At 68.2% G+C, this 21,466-nt stretch carries 15 protein-coding genes and 1 pseudogene; 7 read left to right on the top strand and 9 right to left on the bottom strand.

The window, feature by feature from the left end; translation table 11 throughout:
• The 7 genes and pseudogenes from VFE83_RS10155 to dnaA all read right to left on the bottom strand — a co-directional run.
• Positions 1–287: pseudogene (locus VFE83_RS10155) on the bottom strand (energy transducer TonB); the annotation flags it as partial.
• A 151-nt stretch (positions 288–438) separates the two neighbouring features.
• Complete coding sequence (locus VFE83_RS10160) at positions 439–1,659, bottom strand: tetratricopeptide repeat protein (protein ID WP_324905705.1); 1,221 nt, start codon at positions 1,657–1,659, stop codon at positions 439–441.
• Positions 1,660–1,784: 125 nt separating this feature from the next.
• A complete protein-coding gene (locus VFE83_RS10165) occupies positions 1,785–2,588 on the bottom strand; it encodes a M48 family metallopeptidase (RefSeq protein ID WP_324905707.1) in 804 nt (267 codons plus the stop codon).
• A 123-nt stretch (positions 2,589–2,711) separates the two neighbouring features.
• The gene (gene gyrB, locus VFE83_RS10170; protein WP_324905709.1) at positions 2,712–5,171 is read right to left on the bottom strand and encodes a DNA topoisomerase (ATP-hydrolyzing) subunit B; all 2,460 of its coding nucleotides are present in this window, start codon (positions 5,169–5,171) and stop codon (positions 2,712–2,714) included.
• A gap of 127 nt (positions 5,172–5,298) precedes the next feature.
• A complete protein-coding gene (recF, locus tag VFE83_RS10175; protein ID WP_324905711.1) occupies positions 5,299–6,396 on the bottom strand; it encodes a DNA replication/repair protein RecF in 1,098 nt (365 codons plus the stop codon).
• Positions 6,397–6,475: 79 nt separating this feature from the next.
• Positions 6,476–7,576, bottom strand: a complete 1,101-nt coding sequence (dnaN, locus tag VFE83_RS10180) for a DNA polymerase III subunit beta (protein WP_324905713.1) — start codon at positions 7,574–7,576, stop codon at positions 6,476–6,478.
• 311 nt (positions 7,577–7,887) lie between these two features.
• On the bottom strand, positions 7,888–9,222 hold the full coding sequence (dnaA, locus tag VFE83_RS10185; RefSeq protein ID WP_324905715.1) for a chromosomal replication initiator protein DnaA: 1,335 nt from the start codon (positions 9,220–9,222) through the stop codon (positions 7,888–7,890).
• 468 nt (positions 9,223–9,690) lie between these two features.
• Here dnaA and rpmH point away from each other — a divergent pair, with 468 nt between their 5' ends.
• The 7 genes from rpmH (at position 9,691) to VFE83_RS10220 (ending at position 18,667) form a co-directional block, all read left to right on the top strand.
• Positions 9,691–9,831: a 50S ribosomal protein L34 gene (rpmH, locus tag VFE83_RS10190; protein ID WP_036139660.1), complete on the top strand. Its 141-nt coding sequence runs from the start codon at positions 9,691–9,693 to the stop codon at positions 9,829–9,831.
• A 45-nt stretch (positions 9,832–9,876) separates the two neighbouring features.
• Positions 9,877–10,311 carry a ribonuclease P protein component gene (gene rnpA, locus VFE83_RS10195; RefSeq protein WP_324905719.1) on the top strand — a complete coding sequence of 145 codons (435 nt, stop codon included), beginning with the start codon at positions 9,877–9,879 and terminating at the stop codon, positions 10,309–10,311.
• Between the two features lie 15 nt (positions 10,312–10,326).
• The gene (gene yidC, locus VFE83_RS10200) at positions 10,327–12,030 is read left to right on the top strand and encodes a membrane protein insertase YidC (protein WP_324905721.1); all 1,704 of its coding nucleotides are present in this window, start codon (positions 10,327–10,329) and stop codon (positions 12,028–12,030) included.
• A gap of 89 nt (positions 12,031–12,119) precedes the next feature.
• On the top strand, positions 12,120–14,789 hold the full coding sequence (locus VFE83_RS10205) for a polysaccharide deacetylase family protein (RefSeq protein WP_324905723.1): 2,670 nt from the start codon (positions 12,120–12,122) through the stop codon (positions 14,787–14,789).
• Entirely contained in the window at positions 14,786–16,129 is a 1,344-nt protein-coding gene (gene mnmE, locus VFE83_RS10210; RefSeq protein WP_324905725.1) for a tRNA uridine-5-carboxymethylaminomethyl(34) synthesis GTPase MnmE, read from the top strand. The genes VFE83_RS10205 and mnmE overlap by 4 nt, the downstream gene beginning before the upstream one ends.
• A gap of 96 nt (positions 16,130–16,225) precedes the next feature.
• Positions 16,226–17,470: a 5-demethoxyubiquinol-8 5-hydroxylase UbiM gene (gene ubiM, locus VFE83_RS10215; RefSeq protein ID WP_324905947.1), complete on the top strand. Its 1,245-nt coding sequence runs from the start codon at positions 16,226–16,228 to the stop codon at positions 17,468–17,470.
• Between the two features lie 156 nt (positions 17,471–17,626).
• Positions 17,627–18,667 carry an energy transducer TonB gene (locus tag VFE83_RS10220; protein ID WP_324905727.1) on the top strand — a complete coding sequence of 347 codons (1,041 nt, stop codon included), beginning with the start codon at positions 17,627–17,629 and terminating at the stop codon, positions 18,665–18,667.
• Between the two features lie 822 nt (positions 18,668–19,489).
• Here the strand turns inward: VFE83_RS10220 and VFE83_RS10225 are convergent.
• Together VFE83_RS10225 and VFE83_RS10230 are read right to left on the bottom strand one after the other, a co-directional pair.
• Positions 19,490–20,701: an ABC transporter permease gene (locus tag VFE83_RS10225; protein WP_324905729.1), complete on the bottom strand. Its 1,212-nt coding sequence runs from the start codon at positions 20,699–20,701 to the stop codon at positions 19,490–19,492.
• Positions 20,698–21,444 (bottom strand): ATP-binding cassette domain-containing protein, encoded by a 747-nt coding sequence (locus VFE83_RS10230; protein WP_324905731.1) that lies wholly within the window; start codon positions 21,442–21,444, stop codon positions 20,698–20,700. The genes VFE83_RS10225 and VFE83_RS10230 overlap by 4 nt, the downstream gene beginning before the upstream one ends.
• Positions 21,445–21,466: the final 22 nt, after the last annotated feature.

Genomic DNA, 21,466 nt, shown 5'->3' on the forward strand with positions numbered 1-21,466 from the left:
AGCGGCGTCGGCTGCGGCGGCGTGAGCTTCGGCGGTGGCTTCAGCTCCTTCGGCGGCTCCGGCGGCGGCGGCGGCGGCGGCGGGGGCGGCGGCGGCGGCTTGATGAGGTTGACGAACGTGACGTCCTCTTCCTGCTGCTGCTGTGCGGGCGGAGCCATCGGAGCGAGCAGCAGGAGCAGGGCGGCGACGTGGAAGGCGATCGCGATGGTGATACCGGCGATGCGCGCCCAGTTCAGACCTTCGCGGTCGTCGTCTTTTCTAGCGTGGATTTCGAGGTCTTGCGTCATGCGCCGTAGCTCGGGAGGTGTTTCCGGACGCCAGGGCGCCTCGGGCCGTCGGTTGCGGTTCCCGCGGCTGCTTCGAGTCGCGGGAACCTCCTAGCATATACCAAATTGCGCCCGTGGAACCAAGCGCAAATCGGTGCACTCGCTTTGCCGATTACTTCCCCGGCAGGGCGAGAATCTTCTTGGCGTCCTCGGGCTTTTTCACGCCCTTCGCGACAGCCTGCTTGGCGGCTTCCTTGGCCTCGGGGATGCGGTCTTCCTGCCACAGGACGCGGGCGAGATTGAGGTAGGTCTCGCCGTCCGGCGCGAGCGGCGCGGCCTTCTTGTAGGCGTCGATGGCCGGGCCGAACTGGTCGGCGAAGTAATTGGCCTGGGCCAGGGCCACGTAGGCCTGGTAGTCCGGCTTGAGGATGCCCTTCTGCAGGCCCTCGTTGATGACGCCGATGGCGTCCTTCTCGCGGCCGTCCATGTTCAGGTAGGTCGCGTAGAGCTGGCGGTATTCGCGGTCATCGGTGAGCTGGCCGGCGGCGCGCAGCTTCTCGAGCACGGCGGCCGACTTGTCGAGCATGTCGGCCTGCTGGTAGACGGCGGCCAGGTTCATCTGGGCGCGCTTGTCGTTGGGGTTCTTGGCGGCGACGGCTTCGGCCATCCGGGTGGCCTCGGCGGCGTTGCCCGATTCGGCGTAGGTCGCCATCAGTAGCTGCTGCCATTCCGGCTTCGGATCCGGGCTGGCGTCGATGGCCTGCTTCAGCACCGTGGCGGCTTCCGGGTAGCGCTCCAGGCGGTACAACGCGTTGCCCTTGACCACCAGCTGTTCCGGCTTGGTGCTCTTGGTCTCGGCGAAGAAGCGGTCGAGCGTCTTCAGCGATTCGGCGTACTGGTCGTCCTGCAGCTGCAGCTGGGCCAGCATGTACATCGCGCCGAAATGCGAGTTGTTGTCCAGGCCGTCGAAATCGATGGCCTGCTGCAGGTATTTCTTGGCAGCCGCCGCATCGTCGTTGTCGTACGAGGCCTGCGCGGCGATCTGCGCGGCGAAGGCGTGGTCGTATGCGTTGAACGCCGGGTTGGCGATGATCTCGTTGGCCGCGGCGATGGCTTCCTGCGCCTTGTCGTCGTCGTACAGGTCGACCATCTTCTGCAGCTTCGGCGAGGCCTTGGACGATGCCTTCGCCTCGGCCTTGCGCGTGGCTTCCGGATAATCGACGGCCGCCTTGCCCTTCGACGCGCCCTGCTGCTTGTCGGCATTGCGGGCGCGGCGCTGTTCGGCGCGATCCTGGGCCGTCTGCGCCTCGACCTGGCTGACCGTACCGAACACCAGGACCGCACCGATCGCCGCCGCGAGGACGCTGCGGTTGCGGAAGGAGAACTTGTTCATCGAGCACCTCAAATCTGCTGCCGCACGGGAGCGGGCGGGACGGGGTGGCACCAGGCCAGGGGGGCGTCACGCTATCAGAAACGCGCGCGCCAGGGATACGGGGTTTGTGTGTCTGGTTTGGTGGTTCAGCCGCACTTGGGCGTATGGCCGGAAGCGCGTGCCTGCTCGAAAGTGGGCATCAGGCTGGCGGCGCGGGCATTGAGTTCGCTGATGCGCGACTGCGGGTCCGGGTGGGTGGAGAGCCACTGCGGCGGGCGGCTGCCGCCCGCGGCGATCATGTTCTGCCACAGGTTCACCGCCTGGCGCGGATCGAACCCGGCCTTGGCCGCCAGTTGCTGGCCGACCACGTCGGCCTCGCTTTCCTGGGTGCGCGAATTGGGCAGCAGGTAGAAGGTCTGGGCGGCGGTGCCGCCGAGCTGGCTGGCCGCGTTGGCGGCGCCGGAGCCGTAGGCCGAACCAAGGATGGCGCTGCCGATACCGAGCAGGGTCGAGGTGCCCTGCTGGCGCGTGATCCGCTCGTCGTGATGGCGCGAGACGACGTGACCGATCTCGTGGCCGATCACCGCCGCGAGCTGGTCCTGGTTCTTGGCCACGGTGAAGATGCCGGTGTTTACGCCGACCTTGCCGCCGGGCAGGGCGAAGGCGTTCGGGGAGTCGTCGGCGAACAGGGCCACGTCCCACTGGGTCTGCCAGCCGGCGGGGAGTTCGCGGGTGATCGCGTCCACCACGCAGCGCACGTAGGCATTCTTACGCGCATCGGTGCTGAGCTTCTGCTTGGCCTTGGCTTCGGCAAAGGCCTGCGCGCCGAGCTGGTCGAGTTGTGCCTGGGGCACGGCACCGACGTACTGCTTGCGGCCGGTCGGCGAGGTGGTGGTGGCGCAGGCGGCCACGGCCACGGCGATCGCAAGACCGAGCAGGATGGGCTTCATCGGCAGGGCTCCCGGGGGGCTGCTGGGGTTGTAGCGTCGGCTGGATTAACGGGCCGTCAATGGGCCGGCCCGCACACGGACATGCCGCGAGCCCGCACGGGCAGGCTCGCGGGACAAGCCGGGTCAGACGTCGAGGTTGGCGACCTTCAGCGCGTTGTCCTCGATGAACTCGCGGCGCGGCTCCACCACGTCGCCCATCAGCGTGCTGAAGATCTGGTCCGCGGCGACCGCGTCCTCGATCCGCACCTGCAGCAGGCGGCGGGTTTCCGGATTGACCGTGGTTTCCCACAGCTGCTCGGGGTTCATTTCGCCCAGGCCCTTGAAGCGCTGGATCTGGCGACCCTTCTTGGCTTCGTCCATCAGCCATGATTGCGCCTGCGCGAAACTGTCGATCGGCTGCGCGCGATTGCCGCGCACGATCTGCGCGCCTTCGCGGATCAGGCCGTGCAGTTGCGCCGCCGCCTCGCGCACCGCACGCAACTCGCCGGCTTCGAAGATCGACAGCGGCAGCACCTGGGTGAGTTCCTCGCCCATGTGCATGCGCTTGACCAGCAGCGCCGGCTGGCCGCTGCCTTCATGCAGTTCCAGCTTGTAGCGCGGCTTGCCCAGGCCGCCGCGATTGAGGCGGGCTTCGAGCGCATCGAACTCGCTGCGCAGCGCGGCGTGGTCGGCGAGCGCGGCGGCGTCGAGCGGGATCGAATCGATCAGCGCTTCGATCACGCTCGGGTCGTAGCGGTGTGCGTTGCGTCCGATCGCCTCGCGCGCGCCGGCATAGGCTAGCAGCAGCTTCTCGAGCGCTGCGCCATCGATCGCCGGTTCGTTCGCGGCCGGAACCAGCGACGCACCTTCAACCGCGTTGCTCGCCAGATAGGCGTCCAGCGCCGCGTCGTCCTTCAGGTACAGCTCGTTCTTGCCCTGCTTGATCTTGTACAGCGGCGGCAGACCGATATAGACATGGCCGCGTTCGATCAGCTCCGGCATCTGCCGGTAGAAGAACGTCAGCAGCAGCGTGCGGATATGGCTGCCGTCCACGTCCGCGTCGGTCATCAGGATGATGCGGTGGTAGCGCAGCTTGTCCGGGTTGTACTCGTCCTTGCCGATGCCCGTGCCGAGCGCGGTGATCAGCGTGCCGACTTCCGCACTGCCGAGCATGCGGTCGAAGCGCGCGCGCTCGACGTTGAGGATCTTGCCCTTGAGCGGAAGGATCGCCTGCGTCTTGCGGTTGCGGCCCTGCTTGGCCGAGCCGCCTGCGGAGTCACCCTCGACGATGAAGAGCTCGGACAGCGCGGGGTCCTTCTCCTGGCAGTCGGCCAGCTTGCCGGGCAGGCCGGCGATGTCGAGCGCGCCCTTGCGGCGGGTCAGGTCGCGCGCCTTGCGCGCGGCTTCGCGCGCACGGGCCGCGTCGACCACCTTTTCGCAGATGGCGCGGGCTTCCTGGGGATGTTCCTGCAGGAACTCCTCCAAACGCGCGCCAAACGTGCTTTCAACGACCGGCTTCACGTCCGAACTGACCAGTTTTTCCTTGGTCTGCGAAGAGAAGCTCGGATCCGGCACCTTCACCGACAGCACCGCGATCATGCCTTCGCGCATGTCGTCGCCCGACAGGCTGATCTTGGCCTGCTTGGCGATGCCGTTCTGTTCGATGTAATTGGAAAGCGTGCGCGTCAGCGCGGCGCGGAAACCGGCCAGGTGCGTGCCGCCATCCTTCTGCGGGATGTTGTTGGTGAAGCAGAACATCGTTTCCTGGTAGGCGTCGGTCCACTGTAGGGCCACGTCCACGGTGATGCCGTTCTGCTCGCCGGAGACGGCGATCACGTTGGGGTGCAACGGGTTCTTCAGCTGCGCCAGGTGCTCGACGAAGGAAGCGATGCCACCGGCGTACTGGAAGACGTCGCGCTTGCCTTCGCCGCGCTCGTCGATGAGGGTGATCTTGACGCCGGAGTTGAGGAACGACAGCTCGCGCAGCCGGCGCGCCAGGATGTCGTAATGGAATTCGACGTCGGTGAAGATGGCCGCCGACGGCTTGAAGCGCAGGCGCGTGCCGCGCTTGTCGGACGCTTCCAGCTGCTTGAGCGGAAACACCGGCTCGCCCAGCGCGTATTCCTGGTGGTGGTGGTGGCCGTCGCGCCACACGTCCAGCCACAGGTGCTCGGACAGGGCGTTGACCACCGATACGCCCACGCCGTGCAGGCCGCCGGACACCTTGTAGCTGTTGTCGTCGAACTTGCCGCCGGCATGCAGCACGGTGAGGATCACCTCGGCCGCCGACACGCCTTCTTCCTTGTGGATGTCGACCGGCATACCGCGACCGTTGTCCAGCACCGAGACCGAGCCGTCCTCGTGGATGGTCACGACGATGTCGTCGGCGTGGCCGGCCAAGGCCTCGTCGACCGAGTTGTCGACCACCTCGAACACCATGTGGTGCAGGCCCGTACCGTCGTGCACGTCACCGATGTACATGCCCGGACGCTTGCGCACGGCCTCCAGACCCCGCAGCACGGTGATCTTGCTGGAGTCGTAGGTCTGGGAGGGGGTGGGAACGGTGGAAGGGTCTTGCGAGGGATCGTGCTCGATGTGGGTCATGCGGCAACAGGCTCCGTCGACGCACTGCGGTGAGGCGCCGAGACACATTAGCTATATGGTTTGGGAGTATAGCAGCCCATTCCACGACGCCAGTTGACTCCGGGCCTGTGGCCTGCCGCGCGGGCTGCTAGAGGCCGATCAAGCGTCCTTGTTCCACGTGGAACGTGGTCGTCGGCAGCCCGGGGACCATGCCCGGCGGACGCTCCGTACCGGTGATGAATGTCTGGGCGCGACTGGCGCTCAGACGCGCCAATACGCGCCCCTGATGATTGCGATCAAGCTCGGACGCCAAGTCATCCAGAGCCACCACGGGCCATTCCCCGTGCACGGCGTCGTGGTGCTCGGCCTGCGAAAGGAGGGCAGCCAGTGCGGTGAGCTTGGCTTGGCCCCGGGAGAGCGCCTCCCGACCCGGCAAGGCGCCGAACTCGATGCGCCAGTCGGCCCGGTGCGGTCCGACCGAGGTGTAGCCGGCGAGAAGATCACGGCTGCGCGCAAGAAGCAGCGCGTCCGCCAGAGGGAGCTCCTCCCGTCGCCAGCCGGGCATGTATTCGAGCCGGCTGGGTCCCAGGGCCGGTGCGAGTTCGTCGAGAAGCCCGGCGAATCGGGGTTGCAGCTCGTCCAGGTATCGCTCGCGATAGCGGGCCAACGGCTCGCCGGCCTCCGCCAGCTCCCGGTCCCAGGCGTCGAGCTGCGATTCGGGGGCTCGCCCTTTGAGCAGGGCATTGCGTTGCTTCAGGGCCCGGGCGTATCGACGCCAGACCGGCATGAAGCCCTGTTCCACGTGGAACAAACCCCAATCCAGAAACCGCCGCCTGGATTCGCCACCACCCATGATCAGCGCATGGCTACCCGGCTCGAAGGTCACAACCGCAAGCGCGGCGCACAAATCTCCCAGCTGGGCGACGGATTCACCGTCCAGGCGGCCGGTCCAGTCCTGCCCGCTGTGCCGCAGACCCGCCCGTCGCGTCCGGGCCCCCTCGCCGCGCCCTGTCGGGTTCTCGTGCCACTCGACGAACACTTCCAAGGCCGGATCGCCGGATCGAACCAGGCCATCGCGCACCCGCCCACGGAAACTGCGCCCGTACGCCATCAGGTGCAGGGCTTCGAGCACGGACGTCTTGCCCGCGCCGTTGTCCCCTGTGATCAGGTTCAGGCCGGGAGCAGGGTCGAGGCGCAGTTCTTCGAAGCGGCGCAGATGGCGCAGCTCTAGGCGGGTAACGTGCATTGCGGTCAGTTTAGCGGAGCGCCCAAACGAAAACGCCCGGCCGGAGCCGGGCGTCGTGTTCCACGTGGAACGTGGCGGATCAGAGCCGCAGCGGCATCACCACGTGGCGGCAGCGCTCGTTGCCAGCTTCGCGGACCAGGGCCGAAGAATTGGCGTCGCGCAGGGCAATGATCACGTGCTCGTCCTTCAGCGAGCTCAGCGCATCGAGCAGGTAGTTCACGTTGAAGCCCACGGCCAGGTCGTCGACCTTGGTATCCGCCTCGACTTCTTCCTGCGCCTCTTCCTGCTCCGGATTGTGCGCGCTGATCTTCACCTGGCCGGGCGACACCTCCAGGCGCACGCCGCGGTACTTCTCGTTGGAGAGGATGGCGGCGCGCTGCAGCGATGCGCGCAGGACCTCGCGATCGATCCGCACCTCGCGGTCGGCACCAATCGGAATCACCGCCTCGTAGTCCGGGAAGCGACCGTCGATCAGCTTGCTGGTAAAGGTGACATCGTCGCGCTTCACCCGCAGATGGCCGCGGCCCATCTCCAGTTCCAGCTCGCGCTCGCCGCCTTCCAGCAGGCGCTGCAGCTCCTGCACGCCCTTGCGCGGCACGATGATCTGGCGCTTGGTCTGGGCACCGTTCTCCAGCGGCGACTCGCACAGCGCCAGACGGTGACCGTCGGTCGCCACGCAGCGCAGTCCGGCTTCGCGCAGGTCGAACAGCAGGCCGTTGAGGTAGTAGCGCACGTCCTGCTGCGCCATCGCGAACGCGGTGCGCTCGATGAGTTCCTTCAGCGACGCCTCGGGCACGCGCACGCGCTCGGTCGCCTCGACCTCGTCGATCGACGGGAAGTCGTTGGCCGGCAGGCTCGCCAGGGTGAAGCGGGAACGCCCGGCCTGCACCGTGATCTTTTCGGCCGATTGCGAGACGGTCACCTTGCTGCCATCGGGCAGGGCGCGAACGATCTCGAACAGCTTGCGCGCCGGGATCGTGGTTTCGCCGTCTTGCGCGTCATCGACGAACACGCGCGAGACCATCTCCACTTCCAGGTCGGTACCGGTCAGCGAGAGCTGTCCGTCCTTCACCTGGACCAGCAGGTTGGCCAGCACCGGTAGCGTCTGGCGGCGCTCGACGACATTGACGACCTGGGCGAGCGGCTTGAGAAAGACTTCGCGTTGGAGGGAAAAACGCATGCGGACCCCGTCCCCTTGCCTTTACTAGGATGTGGAATAAATCAAAAGCATGGTGGTGATGGAGCGGCGCAAAAGCCGGGAAAACCATCTCAAGCTTTTGATTCTGAAGATTTTTATTGCTTATGAAACTTCGGTAGAACCGGCCGGGCAACCGGCGGACAAACTGTGGACAACTCTACCGCGCCGGCGGGGCGTCCGAATTGTCCACAACTTGTGCCCGCACGATACATGGCTTGCCCCGCTGTTCCTGAGGATAAGTATGTATCGGCGCCGTCGCGTTTGCTTCGTCGTGCGTGCACGCGCGACAGCGCTTACTCGCTGAGCTTGCGGATCAGCTTGTCCCAGTCCTCGCGCAGCTTGCCGTCGGTCTCCATCAACGTGCGGATCTGCCGGCAGGCGTGCAGCACGGTGGTGTGGTCGCGGCCGGCGAAGGCGTCGCCGATCTCCGGCAGGCTGTGCTCGGTGAGTTCCTTGGCCAGCGCCATCGCCATCTGGCGCGGACGCGCCAGCGAGCGCGTGCGGCGCTTGGACAGCAGGTCCTTGATCTGCAGGCCGTAGTAGTCGGCCACGACCTTCTGGATGTTGGGGATGCCGATGGCCTGCTGCTGCGCGCGCAGAAGGTCGCGCAGGGTTTCCTGGGCGAACTCCACCGTGATCGCTCGGCCGGTGAAGTTGGCGCGCGCGGCGAGCGTGTTGAGCGCGCCTTCCAGGTCGCGCACGTTGCTGCGCATCTTCTTGGCCAGCAGGAAGGCCACTTCCTCGGGGATGTGCGCGCCGCGCTCGCGCGCCTTGGACAGGACGATCTGCGCGCGCGTCTCGAAGTCCGGCGGCTCGATCGCCACGCTCAGGCCCCAGGCCAGGCGCGACTTCAGGCGCGGCTCCAGGCCTTCGACTTCGCGCGGGTAGCGGTCGCAGGTCAGGATGATCTGCTGCTTGCCGTCGAACAGCGCGTTGAAGGTGTGGAAGAACTCCTCCTGCGTGCGGTCCTTGCCGGCGAAGAACTGGATGTCGTCGATCAGCAGCGCATCTACCTGCTGGAACTGCCGCTTGAAGGCGTCCATGGTCTTGTCCTGCAGCGACTTCATCATCGCGCTGAAGAACTGCTCGCTGCGCAGGTACAGCACGCGCATGTTCGGATTGGCCGCGCGCATGGCGTTGCCGGCCGCGAACATCAGGTGGGTCTTGCCCAGCCCCGTGCCGCCGTACAGCAGCAGCGGGTTATGGGCCCGGTCGCCGGGCTTGAGCGAGGCCTGCCACGCGGCGGCGCGGCCGAGCTGGTTGCTGCGGCCCTCGACGAAGTTCTCGAAGGTGTAGTGGTTGTCCAGGTGGCCGTTGAACGGCTCGGCCATCGGCGCCGAGACGCGGATCGGCGTGGCGGTGAACTCCGGTTCCCGCGCCGGTGTGGCGGCACGCGGCAGCGAACCGATCTCGAGGCTGACCTCGCCGCTGCCGGCGAAATGCGCCAGCAGCTCGCGGATCCGGGCCAGGTAGCGCTCGCGCACGTGCTCGACCACGAAGGCATTGGGCGCGTACAGCACCGTCGTGTCGTCGCGCTGCGTCGCCTGCAGGGGCTTGAGCCAGGTGTGGACATCCTCGGCCGGCAGTTCGGCTTCAAGGCGTTCGAGGCAGCGGGGCCAGGCATCCATCGATCGGAAATCTTGTTCTCTGTGGCCGCCGGGCGCGTGGCGCCGGCCGGACCATGGCGAAAAGCGTCCCGCCGCGCGATGCGCGCATCGCGGCGAACGGGTCAGGGGGTAGGGGCAGACTATCACCGCGACCCGGCGCGGAACAGGACTTGTCCACAGGCTCGTGAACAGGTAGTCCACAGGGCTCGCCCGCTTTGCGGGCAAGCCCCAAAGTTCGCCTTGCGAACTTCGGGCCCCACCTGCGTGTCGCCACACCCCCATCCGCGCTTCGCGCGAATCGCCCCCTGACTCAGGGGGCTGTAGCCTCCTCGATCCGGCTGTCTGAAGGACTGTGCCCAGCGCGTGTCCGTCGGCCACAGTCCCTGAGTGCCGTACACTTGCGCGCCGCCTGGGACACCAGGTTGACCGGGATAACCGAAGGCCGCTAGAATCAGCGGTCCATTTTCGCCGTTTACGCAGAGCCGGACCATGGCCACCAAGCGCACCTACCAGCCCAGCAACCTCAAGCGCAAGCGCGACCACGGTTTCCGTGCCCGCATGGCGACCGCCGATGGCCGCAAGGTCCTCGCCCGCCGTCGTGCCAAGGGCCGCAAGCGTCTTTGCGCCTAAGCGCTGCCGCCTAGGCAGCCGACCGGCCTGCGCCGGTAGTCGTAGATGACGTCGGCCCGCTTCCCGCGCAGCGCGCGGGTTCGCGCGAAGTCCGATTTCGACCGAATCTTCCAGCACGGGCGGCGCGTGGCGCTGCCCGTGCTGGCTTTGCATTGGCAGAGCGGCGCGGAGCCCGCACGACTGGGACTGGCCGTGTCGCGCAAGGTCGATCCGCACGCCGTGGGCCGCAACCGCATCAAGCGCGTGCTTCGTGACACATTCCGCCGCCTGCGCAGCGATCTCGCCGCGGGCGACTACGTCGTGGTCGCGCGGCCGCCGGCCGCACGCGCCAGCAGTGAGGAACTCGCCACCGCCCTGCGCGGTCTGCTCACCCGATGCGGTGCGCTGCCCGCGCCAGCCGGTTTGCCCCTGCCATCCGCGCCCGGCACAATGCCGGCCGCTTCCCCTTCCGTTCCCACGCCGCACGAAGAGCGCGGCTGAGCCTGCCTGTCGCCCATGAACCAGACCCGTGTCTTCCTGATCTTCGCCTGGCTGATGGTGGCGACCCTGCTGTGGATGGAGTGGGGCAAGGAGCAGGCGACACCGCCGGCGGCCGCCGCCACGACCACCCCCGCGACGCAGGGCGCCGTCCCGACCAACCCGGCGGTGCCGGGCGCTGTGCCGAACGCCCCGACCGTTGCCGCCCCCGCCGCGCCAGCCGGAACAAACCCGGGCGCCGCCGCGGCAACCGCGCCGACCGTCACCGTTACCACCGACGTGCTGAAGGTCGTGCTCGACGGCGGTGAAGTGCGCCAGGCGGACCTGATCGGATACCCGAGCACTGCAGACGACAACAGCCCGCCGGTCCGCCTGTTCGCGCAGGACCCGGCCAACTTCTTCGTCGCGCAGACCGGCTGGGTCAGCAACAAGGGCCCCACGCCGACGCACCTGTCGGGCTTCGTGCCCGAGGGCGGTACGCGCGAGTTCGTCCTCGCCGACGGCGCGAAGGCCGTCGAGGTTCCGTTCGTGTGGACGGGCCCGAACGGCGTGACGATCCGCCGCACCTTCACCTTCGGTCGCAGCAATTACGTCGTGAACGTGCGCGACGAGGTGATCAACGCCGGCAGCGAGCCGTGGCAGGGCAGCGTCTACCGCCAGCTCAGCCGCGTGCCGCGCGCACTGGTGAAGAAGGGCCCGATGAGCGCCGAGCAGTACAGCTTCCAGGGCGCCGCGTGGTACTCCAGCACCGACAAGTACGAGAAGCGCAAGTACGACGACTTCGTCGATGACGGCACGCTCGACAAGCAGGTGACGGGCGGCTGGATCGGCATGCTGCAGCACCACTTCTTCGCGGCGTGGATCCCCGGCAGCAACGACACCGGCACCTTCTCGCTGGCCACCGTGCAGGGTCCGGGTGGCACGAACTACGTGATCCGCGAAGTCGGCCCCGGCGTCAACGTGGCGCCCGGCGCGACGGCCTCCACCGAGGCACGCCTTTGGGTCGGCCCCAAGCTGGTCAAGGCGATCGAGGCGCAGAACGTGCCGGGCCTGGATCGCGCGGTCGACTTCAGCAGCTACAGCCTGATGGCGACGCTGGCCAGCTGGCTGTTCTGGGTGCTTGAGAAGATCTACCGCCTGGTCGGCAACTGGGGTTGGGCCATCGTCGGCCTGGTGCTGCTGATCAAGCTCGCGATGTATCCGCTGTCGGCGGCGCAGTACAAGTCGATGGCGAAGATGCGCAAGTTCCAGCCGCGCATCGCGCAGCTCAAGGAGCGCTACGGCGACGACCGCCAGAAGTTCCAGATGGCGATGATGGAGCTGTACAAGAAGGAGAAGATCAACCCGGTCGGCGGCTGCCTGCCAATCCTGCTGCAGATGCCGGTGTTCCTGGCGCTGTACTGGATGCTGTCGGAATCGGTCGAGCTGCGCCACGCGCCGTGGATCGGCTGGATCACCGACCTGACCTCGCGCGATCCGTACTTCGTGCTGCCGATCATCAACGTCGCGGTGATGTGGTTCACCCAGAAGTTGAACCCGACCACCGGCATGGACCCCATGCAGGCGAAGATGATGCAGTTCATGCCGCTGGTATTCGGCGTGATGTTCGCCTTCTTCCCGGCCGGTCTGGTGCTGTACTGGGTCACCAACGGCGCGCTCGGCCTGCTGCAGCAGTGGTGGATGATCAAGAAGTACAGCGACGAGCCCGCACAGGCCAAGTGATGCGCGCTCCCGCGACACCGCACTCCGGAAAACCCGCCGCAAGGCGGGTTTTTCCGTTCACCCGAACCCAATGCGACTTCTTCGCCTTCATGCCAACCGTTCGCGCTCCGCAGCACCTCGTTCTTGCGCTGGTCCTGGCGGGCCTGACCACTGCGTGCGGCGGACGCGACGGCGGCTCGCCCGGCGCCGCCGCGGCACCAGCGCCAGCGTCCGCGCGCGCCGACGCAATCGACACCCGCGCCATCGCCGCCGAACTGCGCGCCCAGGTCAACACGCACCGCAGGATCATCGTGCTACTGGCCGACGAGCAGTCGCTGTCGCCGGCCACGCGACAGAGCGCCACCGCGATCGGCCAGAGCCTGTTCCACCAGAACCTGGAACGCCGTGAGCGGCTCGATGCGCAGTTCGCGGCGTTGCTCGCCCGATCCGAACCCGGGCGCTACGCGGCGCTCGCCGCGCTGCTCGACTATGTCGAATCCGCGCCGGATCTTTACGACGCGGATCGCCTGGCTTTCCGCGAGACCCTGCGCGACCTGCAGCTGCGCGTCGGCAAGGACTCCTCGTTGCCGGCCATCAAGCTGCACCAGCGCGTGGGCGAGGATCTGGAGGCGCTGGACGAGATCGAACGTAACTACAGCCGTGAGATCAGCCGCATCTTTGGCCGCTTCGACACGACGCGCGCCATCGAACTCAAACGCGAGAAGTGGGAGGACTACGTCGCGCACCTGCGCAAACGTTACGACCGCGACGCGTTGCTGCGCGAGCACGGCGTGATCGAGCCCTATCCGATGTCGATGAAGGACAGCGACCGCGAAGTGTTCGGGCGCGACCTGCCGCCCCGTACGATCGCGTTGAGCTTCGACGACGGTCCGCATCGCGCCTACACCGAGGAGATCGTGGCCATCCTCAAGCGTTATGACGCACCCGCCACGTTCTTCCAGGTCGGGCGCAACCTCGGAAACCTGGATGCGCAGGGCCACGCGACACTCGGCCCGATGGCGGGCCTGAGCCGCGAGCTGATCGAACAGGGCTACGCGGTCGGCAACCACAGCCTCACGCATGCGCAGCTCTCGCGCGAAACCGGCGACGCGCTGCGTAACCAGATCCTGGGCACCGACACGCTGCTGCGCGACATCGACGCCAAGCGCGCGCCACTGTTCCGCTTTCCGTATGGCGCGCGCAACGCCGAAGGTATGCGCATCCTGGGCGAGGCGGGACTGAAGTCGATCATGTGGAACATCGACTCGCTGGACTGGGCCGACCCGGTGCCGGAGTCGATCGTGCAGCGCGTGCTCGACCAAGTGCACGCGCAGCAGCGCGGCATCGTGCTGTTCCACGACATCCACGAGCGCACCGTCAAGGCGTTGCCGCAGATCCTCGACCGCCTCACCGCCGAGGGTTACCAGTTCGCCGGATGGAACGGCCGCGAATTCAGCGTCGCGCGCACTCGGCAGTCTGATCGCAAGCCCGTCGCGGTCACCACCGGCTATGAGCGCTCGTGGGCCATCGTCATCGGCATCGACGACTATGCGCACTGGCCGCGCCTGCGCTACGCCGCCAACGATGCGCAGGCAATCGCCGACACGCTGACGCGCCAGTTCGCGTTCCCGTCGTCGCAGGTGATCGTGCTGAAGAACCAGGACGCCACGCGCGGCAACATCCTCGCGGCCTTCCACGATCGCCTCGGCCATGGCGAACTGGGCACCAACGACCGCGTCTTCGTGTTCTTCGCCGGACACGGCGCCACGCGCCGCCTCGCAACGGGCCGCGAGCTGGGTTACATCATTCCGGTGGATTCCGATCCCGCGCAGTTCGCCAGCGACGGCATCGCGATGACCGACATCCAGAACATCGCCGAGAGCCTGCCGGCCAAGCACGTGATGTTCGTGATGGATGCCTGCTACAGCGGCCTGGGCCTCACGCGCGGCGGCGGCACGGCCGCGTACCTGCGCGAGAACGCCCGGCGCGTCGCGCGGCAGATGCTCACCGCCGGCGGCGCGGACCAGGAAGTCGCCGACAGCGGGCCGAACGGGCATTCGGTATTCACCTGGGTGCTGCTGCAGGCGCTGTCCGGCAAGGGCGACCTCAATGGCGACGGCCTGATCACCGGCACCGAACTGGCCGCGTACGTCGCGCCGGCGGTGTCGGGCATCTCGCCGCAGACGCCGGCGTTCGGCTCGCTGCCGGGCTCGCAGGGCGGGGAGTTCGTCTTCCAGGTGCCGGACGCGGACGAGTTCCTCAACGCGGGCACCGAGCAGCTCTCGGCCGATGCGATCGCGCTCAACGGCAAGGTGGACGCGGCTGCGTCCGCGCAGGATGGAAGCCCGGTCACCGTGACGGACCTGCAGGGCGCGCAGCGGCAGCTGGTGTTGCCGGCCGCAAGCGGCCACGCGTCCGATCGGCAACTGGCACAGCGCGCCAACGACCGGGGCCTGCAGCTATATCGCGAGAAGCGCTACGCCGAAGCGGAGGCGCAGTTCACCGAAGCGCTCAAGCTGCGGCCCGACTTCGCGCTGGCGGCGAACAACCTCGGCTTCGTCTACTACCGTCAGGCGCGCTACGCGCAGGCCGCGGTGTGGATGGAAAACGCGCTGAAGATCGATCCTTCACGCGCGGTGGCCTATCTCAACCTCGGCGATGCCTATCGCCAACTTGGCGATTCGTCCAAGGCGGCCAAGGCGTACCGCACCTATCTGGAACTGCAGCCGGGCGACGCACAGGCCGCGTCCGTCCGCGCACGACTCGAGACGCTGCAATGAACGCTGTCCGCGACACCATCGCTGCGATCGCCACCGCACCCGGTGCCGGTGGCGTCGGCATCGTGCGCTTGTCGGGACCGCGTGCGAAGGAGATCGCCGGTATCGTGTGCGGCCGCCAGCTGCTTCCCCGACAGGCGCATTACGTGCGCTTCCGCGATGCGCAGGAGGAGGTCATCGATGACGGCATCGCGCTGTACTTCGCCGCGCCCGCCAGCTACACCGGAGAGGACGTCGTCGAACTGCAGGCACACGGCAGCCCGGCCGTGCTGCACGAACTGGTGAACCGCTGCGTCGCGCTCGGCGCGCGCCGGGCGCGACCGGGCGAGTTCAGCGAGCGCGCCTTCCTCGAAGGCCGGCTCGACCTGGCCCAGGCCGAAGCCGTCGCCGACCTGATCGCCGCGGCCGACGTGCGCGCCGCACGCGCCGCGCGCCGGGCGCTGGACGGCGAGTTCTCGCGTCGCGTGGACGCACTGGGCGACGAGCTGCTCGCGATCCGCGTGCACGTGGAAGCGACCATCGACTTCGCCGACGAGCCCATCGAGACACTCGGCGGCGCGCAGCTGCGGGTACGTCTGGCCGACACGGCGCGTGCCCTCGACGAACTGCTGCAGGCAGCCGAGCGCGGCCGGCGGCTGCGCGATGGGTTGCATGCGGTGATCGTCGGTCCGCCCAATGCCGGCAAGAGTTCGCTGCTCAACGTGCTGGCCGGCAGCGAGCGCGCCATCGTCACCGACATCGCCGGCACCACGCGCGACCTGCTGCACGAACACATCCGCATCGACGGCGTCGAACTCACGCTGGTCGACACCGCCGGCCTGCGCGAGGGCGGCGACGCGATCGAGCGCGAAGGCATGCGCCGCGCGCGTGGCGAACTCACCCGCGCGGACCTTGCGCTGGTGGTGCTGGATGCACGCGATCCCGTCGGCGGCCGTGCGGCGGTGGCGGACGCCATCGCCGACGTGCCGCTGCGCCTGTGGATCCACAACAAGGCGGACCTGCTCGATTCGCCGGGCAGCGTTGCGGAAGACGACGCGCTGCACGTGTCGGCACGCACGGGACTGGGCATCGAGACGCTGCACGCACGGCTGCGCCAGCTTGCGCAGGGCAACGCCGACGCGGCGGGCGAGGGCGCCTTCACCGCGCGAGCGCGCCATGTCGATGCGCTCACGCAGGCGCGCGAGTATCTGGGCCAGGCGCGCGGGCAACTCGACCGCGAAGCGCTGGACCTGGCCGCCGAATCGCTGCGGCTGGCGCACGACGCACTCGGCGAGATCACCGGCCGCGTCCACGCCGATGATCTGCTGGGCCACATCTTTTCCAGCTTCTGCATCGGCAAGTGAGCCTCGCGCCCGCTTGATACGGGTCAAGGCCGATGCCGCCGCGCGGCCGGCACAGTGCGCCCTCGACCGGAACACGAGGAGCGCGCAGTGGAAACCATTCGTACCGATGTAACCATCGTCGGCGCCGGCCCGGCCGGGTTGTGCCTGGCGCAGGCGCTGGCCGGCACCGGCCTGCGCACGGTGCTGGTGGAACGCCAGCCGGAAGCCGCACTGCGAGACCCCGCGTTCGATGGTCGCGAGATCGCGCTGACCCACCGCTCGCAGGCACTGATGAAACAGCTGGGCCTGTGGCAGCGGCTGCCCGACGACGAAATCCATCCGCTGCGCGATGCGCTGGTATTCGATGGCGGCGACGACCGGCCGATGCGCGTCTCGCACACGGACGGCGGTCGCGACCAGCTCGGCTTCCTGATCCCGAACCACTGCATCCGCAAGGCCGCATTCGAGGCGGTGGCCGACGGCACCCAATCCACGCTGCTGCATGGCGTGGCTGTGGCCGGCATCGAGACGCACGAAGACCGCGCGCATGTGCGCCTCGCCGACGGCCGCAGCGTCGAGTCGCGGCTGCTGGTGGCCGCCGACAGCCGCTTCTCGGAAACGCGCCGCGTCGCCGGCATCGGCGCGCGCATGTACGACTTCGGACGCTCGATGCTGGTGTGCCGGGTCAGCCACGAAGTCGCACACGACGACACCGCGTGGGAATGGTTCGACTACGCGCAGACCCTGGCGCTGCTGCCGCTGGGCCGTGCGGCGCCGCAGGGCCACCGGTCCTCGGTCGTGCTCACATTGCCGTCGCCGCGCATGCGCGAGGTGCAGGACCTGGACGCGGACGGCTTCGCTCGCGAAATGGAGCGCCGCTTCCACGGGCGCCTGGGCCGGATCTCCGACGTGGGCGAGCGGCACGTCTACCCGCTGGTCGGCACCTATGCGGACCGCTTCGCCGCACGCCGGCTCGCGTTGCTGGGTGACGCGGCCGTCGGCATGCATCCGGTGACCGCGCACGGTTTCAACCTGGGGCTGCTCGGCGTGGAGCGGCTGGCCGGTGAACTGCGTCGCGCGGCGCAGTCCGGCCAGGACATCGGCGCGCCGGCCCTGCTGGCCCGCTACGACCGCGGCCACCGCCGGGCCACGCTGCCGCTGTACTTGGCCACGCGCGGCATCGTCGGCCTGTTCACCGACGACCGTTGGCCTGCGCGTCGCGTCCGTGCCGGACTGCTGCGGGCCAGCGAGGCGTTCGCGCCGTTCCAGCGCCTGCTGGCGGCCCAGCTTGCCGATGAAGGCGGGTTGGGTGTGCGGCTGCCGTGGCGGGCCCTGCGTGGATCGGTGCGCGCGGCCCGCTGAGGGGCTCTCCTGAAACAGGGCCGATGACCCGCCTGGCGCGGCTTGGGCGGCCTTGTCGATGGTAGGCTGCGGGACGCCGTTGCTTGACAAACACGGCCCGCTCACGCGATCTAGTGGCGTGTGCTCGTGACGGCGCACTTCAGGGGAGCTTTGCCAATGACCGTCGTAAATCCAATAGCCCGGCCCTCGCGCCGGCTGTCCGTGGTATCGCAGTGGTCCATCGCGCTGGCCTTGGGCTGCGTGCTGGTTGCCTGCCAGAAAGAACAGCCCGCGCAGGAGAGCGCGGCTGCCCCGGCCGCGACTGCGGCCGCCCCCGCGGTAACGGCGGAAACCGCCGTATCGGCCAAGGTAACGGCCCTGACCGCGGACCAGCTGCGTGAGGCCGCCCGCAAGGCCTACGCGGAGAACCGTCTGTATGCACCGGCCGAGGACAACGCGGTCGAGTACTACCTGGCGCTGCGGGACAAGGCGCCGGGGGACGCCGCCGTGTCGAGCGCATTGACCGATCTGTTGCCGATGACGGTGATCGCCATCGAGCAGAGCGTGAACCGCGAGGACTTCACCGAAGCCCAGCGCCTGGCCGCGCTGCTGGAACGGGCCGACGCGCAGCATCCCGCGCTGGCGCGCCTGAAGACCAGCATCACGCAGCAGCAGGACGCGGTCGCCAAGCGCGCCACGCAGCAGCAGCTGACTGCCGAGGAAGAGGCCAAGAAGAAGGTCGAACTCGAGCGCAAGCGCGTCGAGGACCAGAAGAAGCAGCAGGAAGAAGCCGCCCGCCAGCTGGCCGCCCAGCAGGCCAAGGCCACCGCCGACAAGCAGGCCGAGGATCGTGCTGCCGCCGACCGCGCCGCCGCCGAACAGCGTGCGGCCGACCAACGCGCTGCCGAGCAGCGTGCCGCCGCGGCCCGCCAAGCCGCCGCGACGCCGGCCACGGCCGATGCGAGCGACCTGCGTCCGCTGTCGATGCCGCCGCCGCGCTATCCGCCGGAAGCTCTGCGTGCCGGTACGTCGGGCGAGGTGCAGGTGGAGTTCACGGTCGGCACCGACGGCTCGGTAACCGCCGCCCGCGTGGTGCGCTCCAACCCGGCGCGCATCTTCGATCGCGAAGCGGTGAACGCCGTGCGCAAGTGGCGCTTCCAGCCGATCGACGCGCCGGTGACCACCCGCCGCACCATCGGTTTCAATCCGCAGAGCTGATCGCGGACGCAATACACGGCGACGTCGGTTGGGGGATCGGCGTCGTTGTGGAAGCAGACGAAAGAGCCCGGCGTTTGCCGGGCTTTTTCTTTGTCGGGTGGAAGTGACGTGGTTGCGAGCGTGGAGGCCAGGGCCCCTGTGTCGCGCGCCTTTGCCAGTCAGTTCCGCGAGGGCGGGAATTTGGTTGCTCGCACCGTCAACTCATCCACACGGCGCAACCCCGTAGCCCGGGTAAGCGAAGCGCACCCGGGTCGCGCAAGACGGTGCTATGCGGCGGTTCGATTGCCTCGGCGATCGATGGCGTCACGCCATGGCTTCGGTCGCCGCGGTTGCACGGGTCGCGAGCAAGCTCGCTCCTACGCGAACTCCCGGCTGTAGGAGCCAGCTTGCTGGCGAGCGTGCGTTGAAGGGGTCCGTACCACCGCGTACTTCCTGCGGTTCACATGCGGTCGTTGTCGTCCATGGCGTCACGTAACGGGCTTCGGATCGCCGGCCCGGCTATCCGTGGCTGGGCGTTCATACGACCTCGCGGCAGTGCCGAAAAAGCGGTCGTACTCTCACCCGGGCGTTCGCGGCCGCGCGCGCCAGTGGCGCGCGACGAAGTGGTCGCTGCCGTCCGTGGCGTCACGTGGTGGGCTTCGGGTCGCCCAGCCCGGCCATCCGTGGCCGGGCGTTCGGCAGGCCACGCGGCAGTGCCGGACACTGGTCAGCGTTGCCGCTGCCGTCCATGGCGTCACGTAATGGGCTTCGGGTTGCCCGGCCCGGCCATCCGTGGCCGGGCGTTCGCGGCCGCGCGCGCCAGTGGCGCGCAAGCGCGGCCGCTCACCCCGATATCGCCAGGCGCTCCTGGTGATAGCGGCGTACGGCGGCGAGCCACAGGACGGCAGCCATGCCGAAGCCGGCGGCCAGGTAGATCGCCCAGACCTGCAGGTCGATGCTCTCGCCGCGCGTCACCTTCAGCAGCATCTGGTTCTGCGCGAGGAACGGCACCATGAACTGCCACGCCTGCGTCTTGATCGGGTTCACCGCCAGCGCGATGGTCGGGATCATCGGCAGCAGCATCAGCCAGGTCATGTGGCTCTGCGCTTCCTTCATGCTCTTCGCAGTGGCGGACAGCCACGTCAGCAGCGTGGTACCGATGAACAGCATCGGCAGCAGGATCAGCAGCATTCGGCCGATCGCAGCGAAACTCACGTCGAGCATGCGGCCGACGCCGCTGCTGAGCTGCGCGCTGAGCTTGAAGGCCAGCAACGTCAGCAGCAGCGAAAGCAGGCCCAGTGCGCACGCCGCGGCGATCTTGCCGCTGACAATGGCGCCGCGCGAGGCCGGCGTGGCGAGCAGCGGTTCCAGCGACTGGCGTTCGCGCTCGCCGGCAGTGGCGTCCATGATCAGGTACGCGCCGCCGAGGAACGACATCAGGATCAGCAGGTACGGCATGATCGTGGAGAGCATCAGGCCGCGTCGTGCATCCTCCGTTGCGAGATCACGGCTGCCGACGTTGATGGCGCGCGTCACCGAAGGATCGATGCCGCGCGCGAGCAGGCGCAGCGCACCGACCTGGTCGCCGTAGGCCGCGACCGCCGCACGCACGCGCGCGCTGGGGATTTCGCTGTCGCGCCGCGTGGTGTCCTGCACGATCTCCACCAGCGCCGGACGGCCGGCACGCCAGTCGTCGGCGAACGTCGGGCCGATGCGCAGCGCGACGTCCACTTCCTGGCGCACGATGGCCGCATCGACGTCGGTCGGCGGTTCGACCGCGCGGATGCCCTGCGTGGCGAGGAAGGCGACCAGGTTCGGCGCGCGTTCCATGCCGACCGTAGGCACCTCAAGCACCTTGTCCAGCTGCGTGCGCGCGCGGTTCTCCGCGAGCGAGCCAATGCCGATCATCAGCAGCGGATACAGCAACGGACCGAGCAGCAGCGCCAGCGCGAGGGTGCGCCGATCGCGCGAGATGTCGCGCAGTTCCTTGCACATCACCGACCAGGCGGTGGCGAATAGGCCGGGTTCGCGGAAAGCGGAAGTGCCGGTGCTCATGCGTGCAGGCCCTCATCAGAACCGATGGCACGGACGAACGCGTCCTCCAGATTCGCCTCGCCGGTCTGCGCGCGCAATTCGTCCGCGGTGCCGGCGGCCACCACCTGCCCCTTGGCGATGATCACGATGCGATCGCACAGCGCGGCGACCTCCTGCATGATGTGGCTGGAAAAGATCACGCAGCGTCCCTCCGCGCGCAGCTGCTGCAGGAATCCGCGCATCGCGCGTGTGGTCATCACGTCCAGGCCGTTGGTCGGCTCGTCCAGGATCACGTTCCTCGGGTCGTGCACCAGTGCGCGTGCGATCGCGGTTTTGGTGCGCTGCCCTTGCGAGAAGCCTTCGGTCTGGCGATCGAGGATGTCGTCCATCTGCAGCGCATCGGCCAGCACGCGCGTGCGCTGCGCGATCGTCCCGGCGGACATGCCGTGCAGCTGGCCGAAGTACGCGATGTTCTCCCGTGCGGTAAGGCGCTTGTACACGCCGCGTGCATCCGGCAGCACGCCCAGCGCCCGGCGCACCGCGGCGGGGTCGCGCGCCGCATCGACGCCGTCCACCAGCACCTGGCCGGAGTCGGGCTTCATCAGCGTGTAGAGCATGCGCAGCGTGGTGGTCTTGCCGGCGCCGTTGGGGCCGAGCAGGCCGGTGATCTGGCCGTCGTGCGCCTCGAAGTGCACGCCCTGCACCGCGTGCACCGTGCCGGTCTTGGTCTTGAAGTGCTTGTGGAGATCGTGGGCGAGGATCATGCGCGCGCGCTCTGGATTCGGA

The organism is Lysobacter sp. (genome assembly GCF_035655815.1).
GTDB lineage: Bacteria > Pseudomonadota > Gammaproteobacteria > Xanthomonadales > Xanthomonadaceae > Lysobacter_J.

Excerpts from the sequence above, each read along its gene's own strand:
- VFE83_RS10160 (WP_324905705.1), bottom strand. The coding sequence starts at position 1,659 with ATGAACAAGTTCTCCTTCCGCAACCGCAGCGTCCTCGCGGCGGCGATC.
- VFE83_RS10165 (WP_324905707.1), bottom strand. The coding sequence starts at position 2,588 with ATGAAGCCCATCCTGCTCGGTCTTGCGATCGCCGTGGCCGTGGCCGCC.
- gyrB (WP_324905709.1), bottom strand. The coding sequence starts at position 5,171 with ATGACCCACATCGAGCACGATCCCTCGCAAGACCCTTCCACCGTTCCC.
- recF (WP_324905711.1), bottom strand. The coding sequence starts at position 6,396 with ATGCACGTTACCCGCCTAGAGCTGCGCCATCTGCGCCGCTTCGAAGAA.
- dnaN (WP_324905713.1), bottom strand. The coding sequence starts at position 7,576 with ATGCGTTTTTCCCTCCAACGCGAAGTCTTTCTCAAGCCGCTCGCCCAG.
- dnaA (WP_324905715.1), bottom strand. The coding sequence starts at position 9,222 with ATGGATGCCTGGCCCCGCTGCCTCGAACGCCTTGAAGCCGAACTGCCG.
- rpmH (WP_036139660.1), top strand. The coding sequence starts at position 9,691 with ATGGCCACCAAGCGCACCTACCAGCCCAGCAACCTCAAGCGCAAGCGC.
- rnpA (WP_324905719.1), top strand. The coding sequence starts at position 9,877 with ATGACGTCGGCCCGCTTCCCGCGCAGCGCGCGGGTTCGCGCGAAGTCC.
- yidC (WP_324905721.1), top strand. The coding sequence starts at position 10,327 with ATGAACCAGACCCGTGTCTTCCTGATCTTCGCCTGGCTGATGGTGGCG.
- VFE83_RS10205 (WP_324905723.1), top strand. The coding sequence starts at position 12,120 with ATGCCAACCGTTCGCGCTCCGCAGCACCTCGTTCTTGCGCTGGTCCTG.
- mnmE (WP_324905725.1), top strand. The coding sequence starts at position 14,786 with ATGAACGCTGTCCGCGACACCATCGCTGCGATCGCCACCGCACCCGGT.
- VFE83_RS10220 (WP_324905727.1), top strand. The coding sequence starts at position 17,627 with ATGACCGTCGTAAATCCAATAGCCCGGCCCTCGCGCCGGCTGTCCGTG.
- VFE83_RS10225 (WP_324905729.1), bottom strand. The coding sequence starts at position 20,701 with ATGAGCACCGGCACTTCCGCTTTCCGCGAACCCGGCCTATTCGCCACC.
- VFE83_RS10230 (WP_324905731.1), bottom strand. The coding sequence starts at position 21,444 with ATGATCCTCGCCCACGATCTCCACAAGCACTTCAAGACCAAGACCGGC.